The sequence below is a fragment of the Paenibacillus sp. y28 genome (assembly GCF_037137075.1).
Classification (GTDB): Bacteria; Bacillota; Bacilli; order Paenibacillales; family NBRC-103111; genus JBBBNV01.
Genome location: NZ_JBBBNV010000025.1, coordinates 20,569 through 40,652, shown reverse-complemented (window position 1 = coordinate 40,652; position 20,084 = coordinate 20,569). Strand labels below are relative to the sequence as shown.

At 52.7% G+C, this 20,084-nt stretch carries 15 protein-coding genes and 1 pseudogene; 7 read left to right on the top strand and 9 right to left on the bottom strand.

All coding sequences use genetic code 11. The features are described 5' to 3' along the window. Positions 1-53: 53 nt before the first annotated feature. From WBG83_RS17605 to WBG83_RS17595, 3 genes are all read right to left on the bottom strand, one after another. A complete protein-coding gene (locus WBG83_RS17605; RefSeq protein ID WP_336746573.1) occupies positions 54-1,823 on the bottom strand; it encodes a sulfatase-like hydrolase/transferase in 1,770 nt (589 codons plus the stop codon). Between the two features lie 247 nt (positions 1,824-2,070). Then, positions 2,071-3,159: a hypothetical protein gene (locus WBG83_RS17600; protein ID WP_336746572.1), complete on the bottom strand. Its 1,089-nt coding sequence runs from the start codon at positions 3,157-3,159 to the stop codon at positions 2,071-2,073. A gap of 15 nt (positions 3,160-3,174) precedes the next feature. After that, the gene (locus WBG83_RS17595; RefSeq protein WP_336746571.1) at positions 3,175-4,647 is read right to left on the bottom strand and encodes an MBOAT family O-acyltransferase; all 1,473 of its coding nucleotides are present in this window, start codon (positions 4,645-4,647) and stop codon (positions 3,175-3,177) included. A gap of 327 nt (positions 4,648-4,974) precedes the next feature. Here WBG83_RS17595 and WBG83_RS17590 point away from each other — a divergent pair, with 327 nt between their 5' ends. After that, a complete protein-coding gene (locus WBG83_RS17590; protein WP_336746570.1) occupies positions 4,975-9,117 on the top strand; it encodes a fibronectin type III domain-containing protein in 4,143 nt (1,380 codons plus the stop codon). Positions 9,118-9,384: 267 nt separating this feature from the next. On the opposite strand, the gene uraA is transcribed toward WBG83_RS17590, so the two are convergent. Next, a complete protein-coding gene (gene uraA, locus WBG83_RS17585; protein ID WP_336746569.1) occupies positions 9,385-10,659 on the bottom strand; it encodes a uracil permease in 1,275 nt (424 codons plus the stop codon). A 240-nt stretch (positions 10,660-10,899) separates the two neighbouring features. On the opposite strand from uraA, the gene WBG83_RS17580 reads away from it, so the two are divergent. From WBG83_RS17580 to WBG83_RS17570, 3 genes are all read left to right on the top strand, one after another. Then, complete coding sequence (locus tag WBG83_RS17580) at positions 10,900-11,955, top strand: LLM class flavin-dependent oxidoreductase (protein WP_336746568.1); 1,056 nt, start codon at positions 10,900-10,902, stop codon at positions 11,953-11,955. 317 nt (positions 11,956-12,272) lie between these two features. Then, the gene (locus tag WBG83_RS17575) at positions 12,273-12,515 is read left to right on the top strand and encodes a hypothetical protein (protein WP_336746567.1); all 243 of its coding nucleotides are present in this window, start codon (positions 12,273-12,275) and stop codon (positions 12,513-12,515) included. A gap of 33 nt (positions 12,516-12,548) precedes the next feature. After that, positions 12,549-12,887, top strand: coding sequence for a zinc ribbon domain-containing protein YjdM (locus WBG83_RS17570; RefSeq protein WP_336746566.1), 339 nt, complete (start codon positions 12,549-12,551; stop codon positions 12,885-12,887). 221 nt (positions 12,888-13,108) lie between these two features. Here the strand turns inward: WBG83_RS17570 and WBG83_RS17565 are convergent, their stop codons facing one another. After that, positions 13,109-13,546, bottom strand: a complete 438-nt coding sequence (locus tag WBG83_RS17565) for a MarR family winged helix-turn-helix transcriptional regulator (RefSeq protein WP_336746605.1) — start codon at positions 13,544-13,546, stop codon at positions 13,109-13,111. Positions 13,547-13,680: 134 nt separating this feature from the next. Here WBG83_RS17565 and WBG83_RS17560 point away from each other — a divergent pair, with 134 nt between their 5' ends. After that, positions 13,681-14,268, top strand: a complete 588-nt coding sequence (locus WBG83_RS17560; protein ID WP_336746564.1) for an NAD(P)H-dependent oxidoreductase — start codon at positions 13,681-13,683, stop codon at positions 14,266-14,268. A 232-nt stretch (positions 14,269-14,500) separates the two neighbouring features. Further along, a complete protein-coding gene (locus tag WBG83_RS17555; protein ID WP_336746563.1) occupies positions 14,501-16,060 on the top strand; it encodes a histidine kinase N-terminal 7TM domain-containing diguanylate cyclase in 1,560 nt (519 codons plus the stop codon). Between the two features lie 267 nt (positions 16,061-16,327). Here WBG83_RS17555 and WBG83_RS22655 read toward each other — a convergent pair. Then, a pseudogene (locus WBG83_RS22655) lies at positions 16,328-16,474 on the bottom strand (iron chelate uptake ABC transporter family permease subunit); the annotation flags it as partial. Between the two features lie 529 nt (positions 16,475-17,003). Between WBG83_RS22655 and WBG83_RS17545 the strand changes: the two are divergent. Then, complete coding sequence (locus WBG83_RS17545) at positions 17,004-17,963, top strand: GTPase (RefSeq protein WP_442955850.1); 960 nt, start codon at positions 17,004-17,006, stop codon at positions 17,961-17,963. A gap of 151 nt (positions 17,964-18,114) precedes the next feature. On the opposite strand, the gene cobA is transcribed toward WBG83_RS17545, so the two are convergent. From cobA to nirD, 3 genes are read right to left on the bottom strand one after another with little or no spacing between them, the layout of a single operon-like run. Beyond that, the gene (gene cobA / locus WBG83_RS17540; protein WP_336746560.1) at positions 18,115-18,897 is read right to left on the bottom strand and encodes a uroporphyrinogen-III C-methyltransferase; all 783 of its coding nucleotides are present in this window, start codon (positions 18,895-18,897) and stop codon (positions 18,115-18,117) included. Further along, positions 18,894-19,757 (bottom strand): formate/nitrite transporter family protein, encoded by an 864-nt coding sequence (locus tag WBG83_RS17535; protein ID WP_336746559.1) that lies wholly within the window; start codon positions 19,755-19,757, stop codon positions 18,894-18,896. Before WBG83_RS17535 ends, cobA begins: the two co-directional genes overlap by 4 nt. A gap of 14 nt (positions 19,758-19,771) precedes the next feature. After that, positions 19,772-20,080, bottom strand: coding sequence for a nitrite reductase small subunit NirD (gene nirD, locus WBG83_RS17530; RefSeq protein WP_336746558.1), 309 nt, complete (start codon positions 20,078-20,080; stop codon positions 19,772-19,774). Positions 20,081-20,084: the final 4 nt, after the last annotated feature.

Below are 20,084 nucleotides of genomic sequence, written 5' to 3'. Positions count from 1 at the left end.
CGGGCCAATGCATCTCCCAGATCCTTTCAACACCGCTTTCGCAGCGGTGTATTTTATTTGTTCTGGCGGGGTGTCAACCGCTTCAGCTTGCGCTGCTCCTCCAAGAGTTGACTCATTTGTATTCGGATTTTCTCTGATTCGGGCGTTGCCCAGGCGGGATAGGCAAGATTGCGGGTTTCTAGCGGATCTGCAGTCAGGTTGTACAGCTCGTATTCTTCGGGCACGGGCACCGTCTTGCAGGAAATGATGCAGGAGGCCGGCTGCTGCGGATTACTGCATAGGCTCCAGGGAAGCTGGACGGTTATGTCGCGAGCGCCAGGATCGCTCCAGAACTGCTTGTTATCGAAGTAGCGGGAATATTTCCAGCGCTGCTTGTGCGGTGAGTCTTGCAGGGGAAGCTCGGTGATTACGGTTTCGATATGGTTCGGCTGCATGACGGAAGGATACGCAGCGCCTAACGCATTCACCTGGCGCTGTCCGCGTGTCATGTCATCGTCCGTCATAAAGTATACGGTCTGTTCTTCTTTTGACTTTTTACCGTAAAGGAGGCTAGGAGTCAGGTCACGGCCGACAAATGGACGCACCTCACTGAAGCTGCTGTTCAGCCGCTGCTGGATGTGCTCGGCATTCACTCCTGCAAGCCCGAGCATCGTTGGCAGCAGATCAACATGGGAGGTAAGCTCGGTGAAGTGTTCCGGCTCCGGAAATAGGCGCCTGTTATGCAGGAGAAACGGCACATGCAGGACCTCCTGGTAAGCACAGTACATTTTTTGATACAGTCCTCCATGGGCCCCCTGCATATCGCCGTGGTCGGATGTGAAGATGACAATGGTTTCGTCATAAAATGAAGAACGCTTGAGGGCATCCAGCACCCGCATAAGCTGCTGGTCGGCATTTTTTTGCAATTGGCAGTACAGCTTCCTATAGAATGGCTGATTGTGAATCGGCTGGATCGCCAAGGGATAAATGTCCCGGTAGCTTGCTTGGCAGCGCGGCTTGGTGTGCAGTGATTCATGTAGGGTCGGGGGAGCAGGGACCTGCGGCATAGGGCCTACATCAAAACGAAACAAGCCCGTCAGTTGCTCGGTCAAGGAGCCGTACAGGGTGATATCGTGCGGGTTGACAAATGAAGCGGCGACGAGCCACGGCTTCGCGTTCGGATCGGCGCCTTTTTGGCGATCCAGGGCTTCAATGAGCGCCACAGTTTCCGCCCCATATACGGTGTCCCGTCCGCTTAAGCCGATGGCAGCGGAAGAAGCCGAATTGCGGGGATTGCGGCCATGCGGCTCGGGTCCGATCCACGAGGAGAAGCCGAAGGGCTCCAGAGGATTGGCGTGCAAATACAGCTCCTCGCGCTGCCGATCGGGGACACCTGTAACGGGATCGTAACTGGTGACATCGGTTTCTGTCCCGGGCACGACAATATCCTCATAGGATATGTGCCACTTGCCCTTGTAGTAGGTCTGGTACCCAGCCTCTCGAAAATAATTGCCCATCGTAGGCACTGTATTCCGGTTCAGCCAGAACATGTCAGAGTCGAAGGCGCTTTTGGCCATGCCGTTCGTTTGAGTCACCCCGTGCAGGGACGGATAATGTCCCGTCAGCATGGTGGCTCGGCTTGGACAGCAGGCCGCGCTTCCGATATGGTGAGCATGCAGCTCCATACCGTGCTTACGCAGAAACGCTTGGGCGGGAAGATGCTTTTCTCGCCAGTCGCGAATCTCTTGGCTCTCGTATACAGGCGGATACCGCTGTTCATCGACAATGAGCAAAAGGAAATTCGGCTTACCCGGTATACTGCCCGGCCGCCGTAATGGATTCATAAGCGCCGTACCTCCTGTCTTGCAGCTGTTAACCTAGGTGTATGACAAGAGGCATGGCGCTATGTCAAGGGTTCTACTTCGCTGCTGCAAAGGTATTCTGCTTGGGTAAGCTGCTGCGAACATTTCGGAGGGCATAGCGGCTGATTGGTTTGCCACTGGCACCGCGCGCAGCTCCCAGCGCGCGGTGTTTCGCTGCATGACGGGTCGGTCGACCACCTGGCCGTAAGTGCTAGGGTACTGTGAAGTGTTAATAGTTGTTTATCAATTCTAAAATACTATGATCCCGTTGAGGCCATTGTTCTCTGTCGGCTCTTAATTGAATCAAATGGGTTTCTATATTATCTGGAGTAAGGCGTATGCCGAAATAGGAAGGTACCTGCTCTATATTTTTGTCCAGCATTCGGTAGAGCATCAGATTGCCGATTTTTTTAGAAAAGTGGGAGAGATCATTGTAATTTTCCCTATCGTGCAAAGAACTCATCGATATGTCATGGTAGCCTGAAAAGTCCCAGATGGGGACAATGGCTGTTACTTGCCTTTTCCAGTCTTCGAATTGGCTCCATAGACCATTTTGCCAGAATGTTTCTAGCACAATCGCATGAACGGGACTAATATAGACATATAATTTGATGTTATTTTGGTCACATAATTCCTTTATTTTTTGGATGTTCATGAGACTTTTTGATGAGAGTTGAAACTTCGTTGGCAAAAGCCTTACTGTTTCTTCATTGGCGTTAGGAGGATAAACAAGGTTTTCATCAAAGCTCCCGTCTCCCAAATATCTGTTTTCTGTATAGTTGGCCGTATGTCTGAGATTGTCCGTTAACACCTTACGGCTATCGATCAAAGCCTTTTCCGAGAGCAAGCTCGCAAATAGGTCTTGGGTATAGAAAAAAGAGCTTAATCTTGCCTCCTTAAAGTTTGCATGGTCGGGATAATTGTTATCGAATACTTCGAAATCCAGCCCGAGAAAGACCGTCTTCAAATTGTTATCAACTCTCATGGTGTATTCTAAATAAGCGAGATCGATTTTAGGGTTTGCCGCGGAAAGTCCCAGGTTATAAGTTTTCCAACCGGTCAGGGATTCAATAAACGGAGGATTAAGCCGCATAGCCCGGGATGTTCCTAAAACAATGGCATCAGGCTCGTATTTTTTGACTTGAAAAGCTTTGATTAGATACGGGTCGCTTTCGACGCTCTTTTGATAGTTAAATTCCCTGCCTGCGAAGTGATAGATTCCGTAGGGGTCGACTACGTAATTCATTCCGGCAATGGAGCTGAGAGAGAGCATGATAAAAGAAAGCACATATATCGTCCACTTTTTGTAGGGCTGCATGATCTCACCTGGACCTCAAAATTTAAAATAAAGAAACTCGGATATCTTAGTCAAACTTAAAATAGAGTAGACCATTAGAGCTGTAATAAATAAAGCTCGGAGAAAGGTGGGCTTGAAGCTTTTTATTAATTGGGAAGAATTCTTGAACCCGAGAATAAGGATTAGACCCAGTAGGACAAAGCCCAAGGCCGAGACTTTGTCTTTTAGCGCTGTACTTTCAAACCGCAGGCCGAAGGCGGATAGTGGACTTAAGAATGGAGATAGCTGCTCGGGCAAAATAAAGCCGTTCAAGCCAAGCAAAGCTTTGATAAGCAGCAGGGCTTGGTCCAGATCGCTTATTCGAAAGAAGACAAGTATAAGATTGATATAGCTGAATGTAAGCCCCCAGCCTATGAAGAAGGGCAGCTTGATGTTCAGCCGGCTCCACATCCGATAGATGACAACGCCGACTCCCATCAGTAAACCCCAAATCATAAAATTCCAGCCCGCGCCATGCCAAATACCGCTTAAAAAGAATAGCAAAATGACATTTATCCATGTTTTCGCTTCTGTCCCCATTTTGATTCGCGAGGATGCAAAAAGCTTCTTGGTCAGCCACCGATTCATCGGATAGTACACATACTCATATAAGAACCGGGTTAAGGTTATATGCCAGCGCGCGACTAAATCCTGGAAATTTGTTGCTTTATAAGGCGAATCGAAATTGATCGGCAGCTTGATGTTAAACAATAACGCCAGCCCTATGGCCATATCCGAATACCCGCTAAAATCAAAATATAATTGTAAGGTATAAGAAAGAATGACTGTCCAGGCATCGAAAAATGTTATTGTGGCCAAATTATTCGTGCCATCGAATACGGTTCCGGAGAGATGATCGGCAAGGATGACCTTTTTGAACAAGCCGATTGCAAAAATGAAAATCCCGGACGCGATGTTCTCGTAGTTGATATTTAAATTTTTATTACTCTGAAATTGAGGCATCATGACCCGATGATGCACGATAGGTCCGGCAATCAGATGAGGAAAAAAGGTAATAAATAGTAAGTAATTGATAAAGTTATAATTTTCAACTTTCCCTTTGCGGCAATCTACTAAATAGGAGATTTGTTGGAATGTAAAGAAACTGATTGCCAGCGGCAGTACAAGATTCAATAATGGAACGTGGGCTGAAAACAAGCTATTTAGATTGGTTAGGAAAAAATCGAAGTATTTGAAATATCCAAGGAGAAGCAGGTTGAAAATAATTCCAAATACCAAAAGTGCATGTTGCCGATGCAGAATAAGAAGCCGACCGATGAAGAAATTAACTGTGATAGACAGTAAAATCAACGGTAAATAGCGGGGATTCCAGTACCCGTAAAAGAAGAGAGAACAAGCCGCCAGCCATGCTCTCGAGGTATAAAGAGGAGCGAAGCGGTTGAGAACGAAGTACCCTGTGAATACAACAGGTAAGAAAAAGAAGATAAACTGGGGAGAATTAAAAAGCATTCGTACACTTCCTATACGATCATGATGATTTGAGAAGGAGTAATGGTAAATTTTTTGAGAAAACGGCACTTAAAAAGTGTAGATCAAAATCGCTATAAAAGATACTGAACCTTTATGGATCTAATGGAGCCGGATGGAAATAATTACTTTCGCAGGAATCCTGGAAGGCTCTGTTCCAAGTTCAGGATTGCATACTGTTTGTCGGGGCCGGTAAGGCGGGTTCCTTCTGTTTAAGAATGTGTTTGAGAGAATTATGAGAGAAGGCTCTGGTAGAATGCAGAGGAGTTTATATAGGTGCTCAACTACCAGAAGAGGAGAATGGAAGTTATGAACTGGGGGCAGGAAAAAAAAATGACAGGAACACCTTGGGGATGGGGGATTTTATTACTCGTGTCTTCTCTGATGCTTTTTGTGTTTCCCGTACAGGCGGAGGAACAATGGAGCGAATATGCCAAAATCGGGCCGACCAGCAATAATGCGTTGGGGGGATTCCTCAACCCAAGCGGCGTGGCGGTGGACAACATAGGGAATATCTATGTAGCAGATAACACGAATCATCGTATCCAGAAGCTTACCGCCGCTACGGGGGCGTGGAGCGAATGGAAGAAGGACGTCATTGGACCCGCATACGGGAGCGGGCTGGGGGAGTTCTCTAATCCGAATAGCGTGTCGGTGGATAATAATGGGAATGTGTATGTCGCGGATGCAAGCAATCATCGTGTTCAGAAGCTGACGGTCGCTACCGGCGAGTGGAGTGAGTGGAAGAAGCCCGGAGGCGGAGCGGGGAGCGGCTTGGGCGAGTTTAACAACCCCAGGGGCGTGGCAGTAGACAGCCATGGGAATGTTTACGTTGCCGATGCATGGAACCATCGTATTCAGAAGCTGGACGCAGCGACAGGAGTATGGAGCGAGTGGAAAAAAAGCGGCGGCGGGTTGGGGAATGGACTCGGCCAGTTTAATATGCCCTCCCGCGTAGCCATAGACAGCAGCGGCAATATATATGTTGCGGATACAAGCAATCATCGTGTTCAGAAGCTGACGGCCGCTACCGGCGAGTGGAGTGAGTGGAAGAAGCCCGGAGGCGGAGCGGGGAGCGGCTTGGGCGAATTTAACAATCCATATGACGTGTCTGTAGATAGCCAGGGAAATGTTTATGTTGCGGAGCTGAATAACCATCGCATTCAGAAGCTGGATGCGGCTACCGGCGAGTGGAGCGAATGGAAGAAAAATGGCGGTGGCCCGGGAGGCGGTCTTGGTGAGTTTTATACGCCGAAGGGTATCGCTGTAGACAGCGACGGAAACCTTTATGTAGCGGATTCAGGCAATGCGCGTATTCAGAAGCTGACGGCCGCTACAGGAGGTTGGAGTGAGTGGGTCTACGAGGGGGCGATTCCGGGGGAAGGCTTAGGCGAGTTCAGCTACCCAAGCGGAGTGACGACGGACAACGAACGAAATCTGTATGTCGCCGATTACGATAACCATCGTATTCAGAAGCTGAATGCAGCTACCGGGGAATGGAGCGAGTGGAAAAAGATCGGCGGAGGCTATGGCGACGGCCTTGGCGAGTTTGAGAATCCGAATGATGTTGCAGTAGATGCCGGCGGCAATGTTTATGTAGTCGACCGGTTTAACCACCGTATCCAAAAACTGACCGCAGCCACAGGAATATGGACCGAGTGGAAAAAGAACGGGGGCGGCCAAGGAAGCGGTCTCGGGGAATTTGATTATCCTGGGGGAGTGGCCGTCGATCATGATGGCAATATGTATGTGGCGGACACCAATAACAACCGTATTCAGAAGCTGGATGCGGCTACCGGCGAGTGGAACGATTGGAAAAAGGCAGGCGGGGGCAGCGGCAGCGGCCTTGGAGAATTCCGTCAGCCTGCCAGTGTGGAGGTAGATAGCGACGGCAATGTGTATGTCGCGGATACCGGGAACAACCGCATTCAGAAGCTGGATGCGGCTACCGGGGAGTGGAACGATTGGAAAAAGGCAGGCGGGGGCAGCGGCAGCGGTCTTGGTGAATTTGATGAGCCCTCTAGCGTCGCAGTAGCTGCTAACGGAGATATTTATGTTGCGGATCTGGGAAACCATCGTATTCAGAAGCTGGAGCTATCCAGCGGGGTATGGAGCCAGTGGAAGAAAAGGAGCGGCGGAGAGGGAAGCGGTCTGGGCGAATTCGCCAGTCCAAGCGGAGTCGCGGTAGATAGCACAGGGACCGTATATGTCGCTGACTTCGGAAATAGCCGTATCCAGAAGTTAATTACTTTCGCAGCACCGGCGGGAGTGCCGGGAGTGCCGACGGATGTAACAGCCGAGGTGGCAGGCGGTGAATCACAAGCGACAGTGCATTTTACGGCCCCGGCTAATGATGGGGGCAGCCCGGTCACCGGATATACTGTGCTCTCGAATCCCGGAGGACGGACAGGGACGGGTACAAGCAGCCCGATCACGGTGACCGGCCTAACGTATGGCACGGCGTATACGTTTACCGTCGTGGCGACGAACAGTGTAGGGAGCTCAGGCGCTTCTGCAGCTTCCAATAGCGTGACGCCGACGGCACCGGCGGGAGTGCCGGGAGTGCCGACGGATGTAACAGCCGAGGTGGCAGGCGGTGAATCACAAGCGACAGTGCATTTTACGGCCCCGGCTAATGATGGGGGCAGCCCGGTCACCGGATATACTGTGCTCTCGAATCCCGGAGGACGGACAGGGACGGGTACAAGCAGCCCGATCACGGTGACCGGCCTAACGTATGGCACGGCGTATACGTTTACCGTCGTGGCGACGAACAGTGTAGGGAGCTCAGGCGCTTCTGCAGCTTCCAATAGCGTGATGCCGACGGCACCGGAAGCACCGGCGGACGTGCCTGGCGCCCCGACAAGTGTAACTGCTGCTGCGGGCGGCGGGGGAGCGATCGTGAGCTTTCATGCTCCCGCCACCGATGGGGGCAGCAGGATTACCAGCTACATTGTTACATCCAGCCCGGGCGGATTGGTTGCGGCCGGAGCAAGCAGCCCGATCACGGTGACCGGCTTAACGTATGGCACGGCCTATACGTTTACGGTAGTGGCGATCAATCGTGTGGGAAGCAGTCCTGCCTCTGACGCTTCAAATGTGATACGGCTGGAGTCAGCTTCAAATCGCGATAATAGTGATACCAGTGATAGCAATGACAGCAGCGGCAGCGGGCAGCCACAGCCAGCAGCTCCAACAATGCCAGACCCGGCAGGTGCCGTCGTTCTCGTCAATGGTAAGGTTGAGCATATTGGCGCGTTAAAAATAACGAGCATAGATTCACAGTCAGCAGCTATCATTACGATCGATCAGAGCAAGCTGGCGGAAAAGCTTGCGGAGGAAGGCCCGTCTGCTGTCGTGACCATCGTAGCAGACGCTAAAGCCGATATTGTGCGCGGAGAGCTTAACGGTCAGATGGTACACAGCATGGAACTGCAGCAAGCGGTGCTGGAGCTGAAAACAGACAAGGCAACCTACCATTTGCCTGCTAAACAAATCGATATCCAGTCCATATCGGAGCGGTTGGGCAAATCGCCGGCGCTGCAGGATATCCAGATTCAGATCGAAATTGCCGTGCCTCAAGCGGGCCAATGGGCGACTAATCCTTCTGCGGAAGGAACAATTTCAATCATCGCTCCGCCAATAGATTTTACAATAAAAGCTGTGTATAAAGATGAAATCATAGAAATTACAGCATTCAATGCCTACGTTGAACGAACCATTGCCATTCCGGATGATACTGATCCCGGTAAAATTACAACGGGAGTTGTGGTTGAAGCCGATGGGACGCTTCGCCATGTGCCGACGAGAATCGTACAGCTTGACGGCAAGTATTATGCCAAGATTAACAGCATGACGAACAGCACTTATTCGGTTGTGTGGCACCCGGTTCAATTTCAAGATATGGAGCTCCACTGGGCCAAGGAAGCCGTTCATGACATGGGATCGCGCATGGTTATTAACGGTATCGGACAAGGGAATTTTCATCCCGATCAAGATATTACACGTGCGGAATTTGCGGCGATTCTAGTGCGCGGATTAGGCTTGCGGCCGGAGCCAGACAGCACCTTCTTCTCCGATGTTCATACTGGCGAATGGTTTGCCGGGGCGATCGGGACTGCATTCAAATATAACCTGATTAGCGGCTTTGAAGACGGCGCCTTCCGTCCGAACGATAAGATTACACGTGAGCAAGCGATGGTTATTATGGCAAGAGCAATGAGCTTTACCGGGCTTGCGGAAGCTGCTCCTTCCCAGGATGGACCGTTCGAGAATTCGTTTTCCGATGCGGGAAAAATATCCGTTTGGGCAAAGGGCGGAAGCCTCAAGAGCCTGCAAACGGGACTCGTTTCCGGGCGGAACAGTAAGGAGCTGGCGCCTCAAGCGTTCATGACACGAGCAGAGGTTGCCGTTATGGTTCAGCGGCTTTTGCAAAAATCGGGGTTGATTTGAGCGGCATGGTCAGGGTGAACCCGCCTGCGCTAGGGAAGCTGCCGGTGTCCTGGCACAGCAAACGAACGTTTCTTTATGTAGATGCAGAATAAGCGCAAAAATAAAAGGTGCCTCAGCCATCCATGGCTTGTGAGGCACCCTTTTTTGATTTGAACTGCACTGCGGTGCAGCTGTTGTTCACGCCTGAAGCACGTGCCGCGGCAATGAAGCCAATACCGTGCCTGCCGTGCAAGGCAAATCTACATCAGCGGAGATGTATCCAACCGATTAGTCGGTATCGTTCGACCATTTCAGCACGTCGAATAATTTAAACACGAGGCTGAGCAGAATGGCGACTACGGTCGCAAGGGCCATTCCTTTCAGCTCCAGATGTCCCCACTTGAACACCGCGCCGCTGAGGCCGACGACCAGAACAACGGTGGTCAGGATGAGGTTCGCAGGCTTGGCATAGTCGACCTTCGTTTCGACCAGCATACGGATACCGGATGCGGCGATTACTCCGAACAGCAGCAGGGAAACACCGCCCATAACCGCGGTCGGAATAGTTTGGATGAGCGCGGAGAGCTTGCCGACGAAGGAAAGGACGACCGCCATTACAGCCGCCAGACCGATAATCCAAACGGAGTAGACGCGGCTGATTGCCATGACCCCGATATTCTCACCGTAAGTCGTATTCGGGGTTGAACCCACGCCTGCCGAAATAACCGTGGAAATTCCGTTGCCGAGCAAGGAGCGGCTGAGTCCGGGGTCTTGGGATAAATCCTTGCCTACGATATTGCCGGTCACGATCAGGTGTCCGATATGCTCGGCGATAACGACAAGCGCAGCAGGGGCAATAATGGCGATGCTCGGCCAATCCCATACCGGTGCATAGAAGGTCGGGATCGTCACCCAGCTGGCGGCGCTCAAGGTTTCCTGCACCTGAACAAGCCCAAGGATGCTGGACAGCACATAGCCGACAATGATGGCAATGAGAATCGGGATGATTTTGAAAATACCGCGGAACAGAACGGATCCAAGCACGCCGACCAGCATGGTGACGACGGCAACTGTCACGGTAGTGGGATTCGGGGACCAGTCCGCCGGCGCACCGTCCGGAGTAATGAAGCCGGCCATCTTGGCTGCCGTCGGAACGAGCTCCAGCCCGATGACTGCGACAATGGCTCCCATCGAAGCGGGAGGAAATACGACGTTAATCCAGCCGGTGCCCACATAACGGATGAGCAGGGCGACGATGATGAATAGGATGCCGACCGCCAGAAAGCCTCCTAGTGCGGCCTGGTATCCTTTTTCGGCCAGAACGACAAAGACCGGTGAAAGGAAAGCAAAGCTGGAGCCGAGATAAGCGGGGATTTTCCCCTTGGTAATAAAGATATACAGCAAGGTGCCGATACCGTTCATCAGCAGGATGGTGGCCGGATCGACCTTGAACAGAATGGGCACGAGAACCGTTGACCCGAACATGGCAAACAAATGCTGCAGCCCGAGCGGCAGGCATTTCCAGAAGGGCGGTCTCTCATGGACTTGGATGATTTGTGACATTGACGTTCCCCTTTTGACTTTTTTAATATTGTTGTCCTACCGTATTATAGTGCATGCATGGATGCATGAAAAGACGAATTTATGAAAGAGCCGGCACTGAATAAACCCGGCGGAAGAAAGAAGAAAAGAAGCCGAAGCTTGAAAAAGTGAACGAGATCGACCAAAATATAGACATCAATACATGCTAAATAAAGAGTCATTCGCAGATAACAAGCCTACATAATGAGGAGGGCTATATTCATGGAGATAGGGATAAGCACATTTGTCGAGACATCGCCCGATGTTCAAACCGGTGAGGTGATGAGCCACGCCCAGCGGCTGCGCGAGGTAGTCGAGGAGATCGTGCTGGCGGACAAGGTCGGGCTGGATGTATACGGGGTAGGAGAGCATCATCGTAAGGATTATGCGGCCTCGTCTCCGGCTGTGGTGCTGGCTGCGGCCGCGGCCCAAACGAAACGGATTCGGCTGACCAGCGCGGTGACGGTGCTTTCTTCGGCTGATCCGGTGCGTGTGTTTCAGGATTTTGCCACGCTTGACGGGATTTCGAGTGGCCGGGCGGAAATTATGGCGGGCCGGGGTTCTTTTATTGAATCGTTCCCGTTGTTCGGCTATGACTTGAATGACTACGACAGCCTGTTTGATGAGAAGCTGGAGCTGCTGCTGAAGCTGCGCGAATCGGAGAAGGTGACCTGGAAAGGCGGACACCGTCCGGCGATTAACAATCTGGGCGTGTATCCGCGCCCGGTTCAACAGCCTTTGCCGGTCTGGATTGGCAGCGGAGGCAATTCAGAATCGGTTATTCGTGCCGGTCTGCTCGGATTGCCGCTCGTTCTGGCGATTATCGGCGGCCGTCCCATTCAGTTCGCTCCGCTGGTTGATCTGTATAAGCGAGCGGCTGCACAAGCCGGGCATGATGTATCCAAGCTGCCGATTGCTTCTCATTCACACGGCTTCGTTGCCGAGGATCTTGAGATGGCGGTGGAGAAGTTTTTCCCGTCCACTCAGGCCAGTATGAATGTCATCGGGCGGGAGCGGGGCTGGGGGCATTACAGCCGCGCCAGCTATGATGCGGCCCGCAGCTTCGAGGGGGCGCTGTACGTAGGGGACCCGGAGACGGTGGCACAAAAAATCATTTATTTGCGGAAAAATGTAGGCATTACCCGGTTTTTACTGCACGTTCCGCTTGGCACCATGCCGCATGAGGAGGTCATGCGAGCCATTGAGCTGCTCGGTACGGAAGTCGCGCCGCGGGTGCGGGCGGAGATTTCCCGTTGGGAAGCGGAGAATAAAGCGTAGTAAAGCAAGAAAGCGCCTCTTGTACAGGCGGGAGTGCTCCGTTGAGGGCATTCCTTCCCGGATAAGGCGGCGTTTTTTGTTTTTTTGCATGTCAAGAAGGGAACACGGGGAGCGGTTGGTGGAGTGAACCGAAAACCCGCGCCAACACGTCCTGGAAAGGGTCGCTGCTGGCGGCGGCTCTTATTGTCATCGTCCTTTTTATGAGGCTGGGTCCGGTTTCATGACCCTTCTTTCTATGGAAAACAAAATGCCAAAGGACCTGAAAACTAGGATATCATTGGTAGTGTTCATATCCGATGATAGAAAGAGGTAGAACGATGGAAAAAGAGCTGTTGGCACAGCTGACCCTTTGGCATGAAGAGGATGAATTTGAACAAATCGTAGATCGGATTACAAAGATTCCTGAGCAGGACAGGGATTATGATCTCATTAGTCATTTGGCCAGAGCGCTTAACAATCTGGCTCGATATGAGGAAGCGCTTGAACAGCTGCTATCGATCGCGGCTCAAGGGGAAGCTGACCGGGAACGGCTCGACGAGCATTTGCAGTCTGTACAATAACGATGTGGCGGAACGAATGGAGGATTCGAAACAGTGTCTGCATTACCTAATTGTCCAACATGTAATTCAGAGTATACCTACGAGGATGGAAGCCTGCTTATCTGTCCGGAATGCAGTCATGAATGGACGCCGGGAGCGGAAGCCGGCGACAGTGAAGAGCGCGTTATCAAGGATGCCAATGGGAACATTCTGAACGATGGCGATTCCGTGGCGGTCATTAAAGACCTGAAGGTAAAAGGAAGCTCAATGGTGATCAAGATTGGCACCAAGGTCAAAAACATCCGGCTGATTGACGGCGATCACGATATCGATTGCAAAATCGACGGCTTCGGCGCAATGAAATTGAAATCCGATTTTGTGAAAAAGATTTAATAGAAACAAAGGCTGATTCAAAGGTCTGCTCCGAAATAGTAGCAACAGAACCTCCAAGCACCACTGGATAAGTGGGATTGGAGGTTCTTTTTTCTGTGAAAGAGCTGCTTTCATACCGGGGATGCGATAGAACGTCATGACGGTTTTTAGACGAGCCTTCCGTTCTGCCGTGCTGTCTGTCGGGCCTCAGGTGTTCTTTACGCTCTATGGCGTCTTGTGGCTTATGTTCTCGGGTGAAACACTTTGGTGTGGAGCACATCGAACGCATGGCTGATTTCCGCCAGCTCCTCCTCAGACATATCCTTGATCCGCTGGCGGAAGCGGGCTTCGATTTGCTGAAACGATTCGTTCATCAAGGCTTGGCCTTCGGGGGAAAGCCGGATATACTGCTTGCGCCGATCATCTGCGGCGGTGAATCTCCCGCACAGGTTTTTGGCGGTTAGCTTCTTCAGCTCCCGGCTCGTATTAGGCATCGACACATGCATACAGTCACTGATTTGGCTTGGGGTTACTGGCTGGCTGACGGCAATATATTCAAGAATGCTGTATTGCAGCGGGGTTATTTCATCCGATTTGACCCCTTTGGTCAGATCGCATTTGACTTGATATACAGCGGAGGTAAAGGCTACGAGCTTTTGAAACAATGCGGTCTGGTCCATTCGGTCCATAGGGTTCACCTCTTAAATGAAACGATAGCAAATTTATTATCATAAAGCAATTATCATTTGACAACTTAAAAAAGGGTGTGCTAGGATTTGGTTATCATATGATAATAAAAGAGGTGGGCCCTATCATGAATATGCTCGTCATTTATATCCATCCGAATCATCAGAGCCTGAGCTATGCTTTTTTACAGCAGGTACTCCGGGGCAGCCGTGAGAATTCGAATATTACCGACATTCAGGTGCTGGACCTGTATGAGGAGCATTTCAACCCCGTGCTGGTGTTCAATGAGACCAAACGGAGAAGAGATATGCATGCCGATCCCGCTCTTCAGAAGTACCGGGAACAGCTGATCTGGGCCGACAAAATTGTGCTGGTGTATCCGATCTGGTGGGGGCGGCCGCCGGCGATGCTGCTGGGCTATATCGATCAAATGTTTGCATCTGGCTTCGCCTACAGGGATAAGGGCGGGCTGCTGCCGGAAGGGCTGCTGAAGGGGAAGTCGGCGGTTTGTATTTCCTCTATGCAGGGCCCGACGCACTACCCCTTGTTCTTTTTAAACAATGCGCATAAAATCTTAATGAAGAGAGCCTTGTTCGGATATGTGGGCATAAAGCCGGTGAAGTTTTTTGAGTTCGGCAATATGGAAAGCAAGAACGGCCGGCAAAGTGAGAAGCTGGAGAAAATATACCGGTACTTCAAAACCATTGCGCGATAACCCGGATTAGGTGTTCCGTCATGACGGCCTGCCGTCCGGGGGAAGGATGGCGCTGTATGCCGGGCAACGATTTGTCAGAAAAAGAGGGCCGGATGGAACACGAATATCGTGCAATGGAACGATTGGCGGAGGCAGGACAGTTTTTTGCCGAACGCTGCAGCCGGCTGTTCATATCCTAGGTAAAGTAGGCTATAATTACCCTGCAAACATCAATTATTAGGGGAAATTGAGCATGCAATGGATGCACGGATATCCGTATTATTTGCTGATGGGTGGTGCATTTGGGCTCTATGTGAGCTTGAGGGCTTATCCATTCCGGAACACCCCCGGCAGACGCTATGTGTGGCTGTTGATGCTGTGCTCCAGCGCGGCTGTGTTTGCGACGGTCTGTGAGCTGATGACGGACTCGTTTGCGGGAAAGCTGTGGTGGCGTAATCTGCAGCAGCTCCCGTTTTTTTTGAGCGGTTTGTTTTTTTACGCGTTTGCCCGCGATTATGTCGGGCGATCGCCGGATAGGATGAGGCGGCAGCTGTTCCGGCTGTTTATTCCGATGGCCCTTTATGTGCTGCTTATTTATACTGATCCCTTCCATCATCTGATGCGCAGCAGCGTCGGCCTGGAGACCGTCATGGGTCTCAGCAGCATCACGGTTCAACCGACACTGCTGAATATGGCTTTTATTGTGTACAGCCAGCTGCTTTGCCTGTATGCCGTATTCTGCCTGCTTATCTGTCTGCCGAACACCCCCAAGCATTATTACACACAGCATCTGCTGCTGCTGGGGGGAGGGCTGCTGCCGGTCGTGGCTCTGCTGGTGCTGCCCATCCTCAATATTCCTGTGCTGGGCTACACCTCGCTGTCCTTTCTCCCGGCCGGAGTCATTATGTATTTGGCCTTGTTTCGGAACCGGGCGGCGTCCATATGGCCGATTGCCAAAGACAAGGTGTTTGAGCATATGAAGGACGGGGTCATTCTGGTGGACCGGCATGATGTGATAGCCGACCTGAACCGGCCCGCCGGGGAGATGCTGGCTTTGATGAGCGGAGAGCGGCCTGCGGCCTGGATTGGCCGGCCGATTCGGAGCTATTTCCATCCGCATCCTGACCTTCAAATGGCATACCGGGCCAAAAAGGAGCATTACATCGAGATTGACTTCGCGGAGGAGGACGATTTGTGTTACGGGGTATCGTTTATTCCGGTGGGGGCCAAGGATGCTCAGCCCGCCGGGATGCTGCTTATTTTGTATGATCATAGCGATAAGAAGCGGTATGAGCGCGAGCTGATTTATCAGGCGACGAAGGACGATCTGACCGGCGTCTTCAATCGCAGGGAATTTCTGCGCCGGGTGAATCTGCTGCTGGAAACGGGAGAGAGCGTGGTGTCCCTGCTGCTGTTCGATCTGGATGATTTCAAGCTCATCAATGACACGCACGGGCATCGGGCGGGGGATCAGGCGCTGAGCGACTTTGCCGGGCATCTCCAGCAGTTTTTTAGCGGCAAAGGCATCGCGGCCCGAATCGGGGGAGAGGAATTCGCGGTATGCCTTTCGGGATATCGCGATTATGAGGCTCTGGAGGAGGCGGAGAAGTTCCGGGTCGCCGCCGCTTCGCGCGCTGTCCTGCTGCCGGCGGCTACGATCTCCGTGACCGTAAGCATTGGCATTGCGCATGGGGAGCAGCCCGGAAGCACATTCGAGGAGCTGTACCAGCAAGCGGATGCAGCCCTTTATCACTCCAAGGAGACGGGCAAAAATAAAACGACCGTCGCGAATGGCCCGTCCGCTGGCTCGTAAGGGCGGAAGGCAACGTTCCGAGCTCCATGGATGAAGCCTGATATTGAAAAAAAGCAGACGCCTCTCCTGCACTGAACGATGACCTCAAGGCGGGTCTGCGTTCCAACAGGAGAAAGGGTCTGCTTTTCTTGCAGCTTGGGCCTGGGCAGCATTACGGACAGCCCGACACGGCTGCATATGGCTTTTATTTTCACGGCATGAACCGATAGAGCCTGTTGTATGGCGGTGCCGGCCCTTTAGGCGTTATTCGGCTGTCGATCGCGCCGGTTATTTCGATCGGCGGACACGCTCTTTTCTTAGCAAATATACGAAGTATGGCGCGCCGATGATAGCGGTCATAATCCCGACGGGCACCTCCCGGGGAATCATGATGCTGCGGCCAAGGCAATCGCCCAGCAGCATCAGATCGGCCCCGTACTCGGCCTCTTTGGTCCGGGGCACCTGGACTTCAATCGGGCTGTGCCTGGAATGGCAGGAGAACCCCTGCGTGACGATGACCGGCTCCCTGCCGCCTGCTACAATCGTTACGTGTCCCCGGCGGACGACGATCATCATGCAGCTGTTGGCGGGGCAGCTCAAGGCTTGAGAGACGGAGCTGGACTGCACATGCTCGAAGACCGGAATCATGGCGGTGAGCTGCTGAAAATTCATAGAGGCGGGCCCTTTCTTGCATCAGTCTTGTGGGATGAAAACGCACATAGCATCTACTTATGATATTGACACACCGTTCCCCGCGACAGACAGTTCTGCAGATCGCGCTATCGGACGAGCAAAAAAAGAGGAATTTCGACAGCTTTTATTGAACTATTAGAACATCGAGTGGAGGGCAAAACTTCCAAAGACACCACATATGAGATGAATGGGGAATTGTGCTGTGAACGATAACGAGAAGCTGTGGGAAGAGCAGATCAAGCTTGCAGCAGAGGAAGCCTACGATCGGGAAATGGACGAGATTAACCGCCAGCTCGATAAAGAGCTGATGATCGCCCTGATCGGCGATGTGAATGCCGGCAAATCCTCCACCATGAACCGTATTGTCGGGGAAGAGGTGGCGGGAGTCGGCGCTGAGCCGGGGGAAACGACGGAAATCAAGCCCGTTCAGTATAAAGACAACATCTACTTCGTGGATACCCCCGGGTTAAACGATGTGAATATACAACATTCGGAAGTGACCCTGTCCTATTTCAAACAGGCGGATATCATTCTGTTTTTCCTGAATGCGGCAGGGACGGTTTTCTCCGAGGCGGAGAAGCAATCCTTTGACAAGGTCGAGCGAGTGAACAAGGATATTCTCATCGTGCTGAACAAAATTGACGCGGCAGATGAAATCGACCGGCTGATCGCCCGGATTAAGAAAGAAACCGGGGATCGTTACGAAGTGGTTCCCGTTTCCTCCCGGACAGGGGAGAACATCGACAGGCTGCGCAGCAGCATTCTCGAAATTCTGAAAAAAAAGAGTAAGGACATTCTTTTTGCCAAAAGCATAAAGGAAAAATCAGCGACAGCCAACGCCTGGATAGTCGGCGCCGCGGCTTCAGCCGGGGCCGTCGGTGCCGCGCCGATTCCGGGGGCGGACATTGTCCCGATTACGGCGATTCAAATCGGCCTGCTCACGCGGCTGGCGGTGCTGTACGAGAAGCCGATTACGAAGGAAGCGGCTAAGGAGCTGGTAATCGCTTCGATTGTCGGCAACATCGGAAAAAGCATTTTCCGGCAAGTGGTCAAGCTGTTCCCGGGAGCCGGCTCGGTGGCGGGCGCGGGAGTCGCCGGGGCAACGACCTTGGCGCTTGGCTATGCGATCAAGTACGCTTACGAGCATAACATCCAATTAAACGGGGAAACCATCGGCGCCTTGTACAAGAAATTCCGGGAAAAGGCCGGCTCCGGTGAGAAATCATCATGAGCCGGAGGTCACCGGCGTAAATGAGGCAGTGAATTCCCCGCTGCTCCGGTGGGGGAAGACAAAAAAGAGAAAGCGAATCTAACCACAGCAAGAAGAAGCGCCCATTCCATCATAATACGTGATGGGATAGGAGCTTCTTCTTGCTGCTTGTTTATCCGATTAAGGCCTGGGCGTGGGATAACGCCTGCTGCTCCGCCCGGAGAAGCTGCTCACGGACGGTCACGACCTCCCCGATAATGATGAGCGCCGGATTGCGAAGCTGCACGGCTTCGGCCAGCTTGTGAATATCCGCCAAGGTGCCGGTAATGGTGCGCTGCCGGGAGGTCGTCCCCCGCTCGATGAAGGCCACCGGCGTAGAGGGGGGCTTCCCATGCTTCAGCAGCTCTTCCCGGATGTACGGCAGCTGGCTCACACCCATATAGATGGCCAAAGTATCCACTCCGTGCGCCAGTAAATCCCAACGGACCGGCGATTTGTCGCCATGGCAGCGGCTTCCGGTTACACAGGCGAAGGAGGAAGCGTAGTCCCGGTGGGTGACAGGGATGCCGGCTGCTGCCGCTGCGCCGATAGCCGAGGTGATGCCCGGAATCATCTCGTAAGGAAGCCCGTATTCAGCTAGCGCCATCACCTCTTCGCCCCCGCGGCCGAAGACGAACGGGTCGCCTCCCTTGAGTCGAACGACCTGCTTGCCGTTCAGGGCATTGTCGACTAACAGCCGGTTAATCTGTTCCTGCGGCATAGCATGAGATCCCGGAGCCTTGCCGCAGTACACCAGCTCGGCATCCGGCCGGGCATATTCCAGCAGCTCCTTGCTCGCCAGCCGGTCGTAAAGGATAACGTCGGCGGTCTGAATGCGGCGCATCGCTTTGACGGTAATCAGCTCCGGATCTCCCGGTCCGGCCCCGACAATGTAGACGGTCCCCGGCGCGCTCATGACAGACCGCTTTTCTCCACAGATACGGCTGTGGCCTCATGTGTATTGAAACGGAGCTCCGAAGCTTCCGGCCGCTTCCGGTTACGCTGCGACAAGTAAAACAACATTCCGGTAAACAGCGATCCGCCGACGAAGTTGCCGATTAGGACGGGAATCTGATTCCAGATCCACCAGTCCCACAGGGTCACCTTGGCGCCGAGCATCATGCCTGCCGGAATGACGAACATATTCACAACAGCATGCTCGAAGCCCTGGGCGAAAAAGGTGAGAACGGGCAGCCACATGGCAATGATTTTGCCTGCGGTCGATTTGGAGGTCATCGCCATCACGACGCCAAGCGTTACCATCCAGTTGCACAGGACAGCCTTGACGATGACGAGTACAAGTCCGTCTCCGCCCAGCTGCTTGTAGCCGAGGGTTTTGGCCTCGCTAAGCTGGATGAGCATTTGCGCCAACGGGTTGCCCGGATCGGTTCCCATCTTGGTCACGGTCATGCCGTATAGGATGGCGTACACCGTACATCCGAGCAGATGGCCGATAATGACCCAGCCATAATTGGTCAGCATCTGGGCTACGGTAACCCTTCGTTCCAGCACAGCCAATGGAATCAGTGCGAAGCTTCCTGTGACCAGCTCCAGCCCGAGCAGCACGATAATGACGAAGCCGACGGGGAAAATAAGGGCGCCCGCAAGACCGATGGAGGTTTGCGAGACGGCCGTGAACGCCAGTGTCGTTGCGCACGCCAGGATGGCCCCGGCCAAAAAACCGCGAATAATCAGATGAACAATGCCAAGCTTTCCTTTGTCGGTCCCGGCTTCGATCATGGAGTCGAGCACTTCTGCAGGTTTGATGTATGCCATGGTGCTCACGCTCCTTAAATGGTGATGTAAATGGACCCGCTTTGATCAATTTCGGTTGGAAAGGTTGTTACGCAGCCGTCGTCCGGCTCGTGAACCCGCCCGCTGCGCAGGTCTACCTTCCAGTCATGCAGCGGGCAGTGCACGGCCGAGCCGCACACCATCCCCTCCGACAGCTGTCCGCCCTTATGCGGGCAGCGGTTCTCTACAGCAAGCACGCTGTCGTCCGACAGGCGGAAAACGGCGATTTCGATATGATCCAGACGAATCGTCCGGGAGCCCTTGATATCGATATCGGATAATTGTCCTACCAGTAGTTTTGCCATAGGG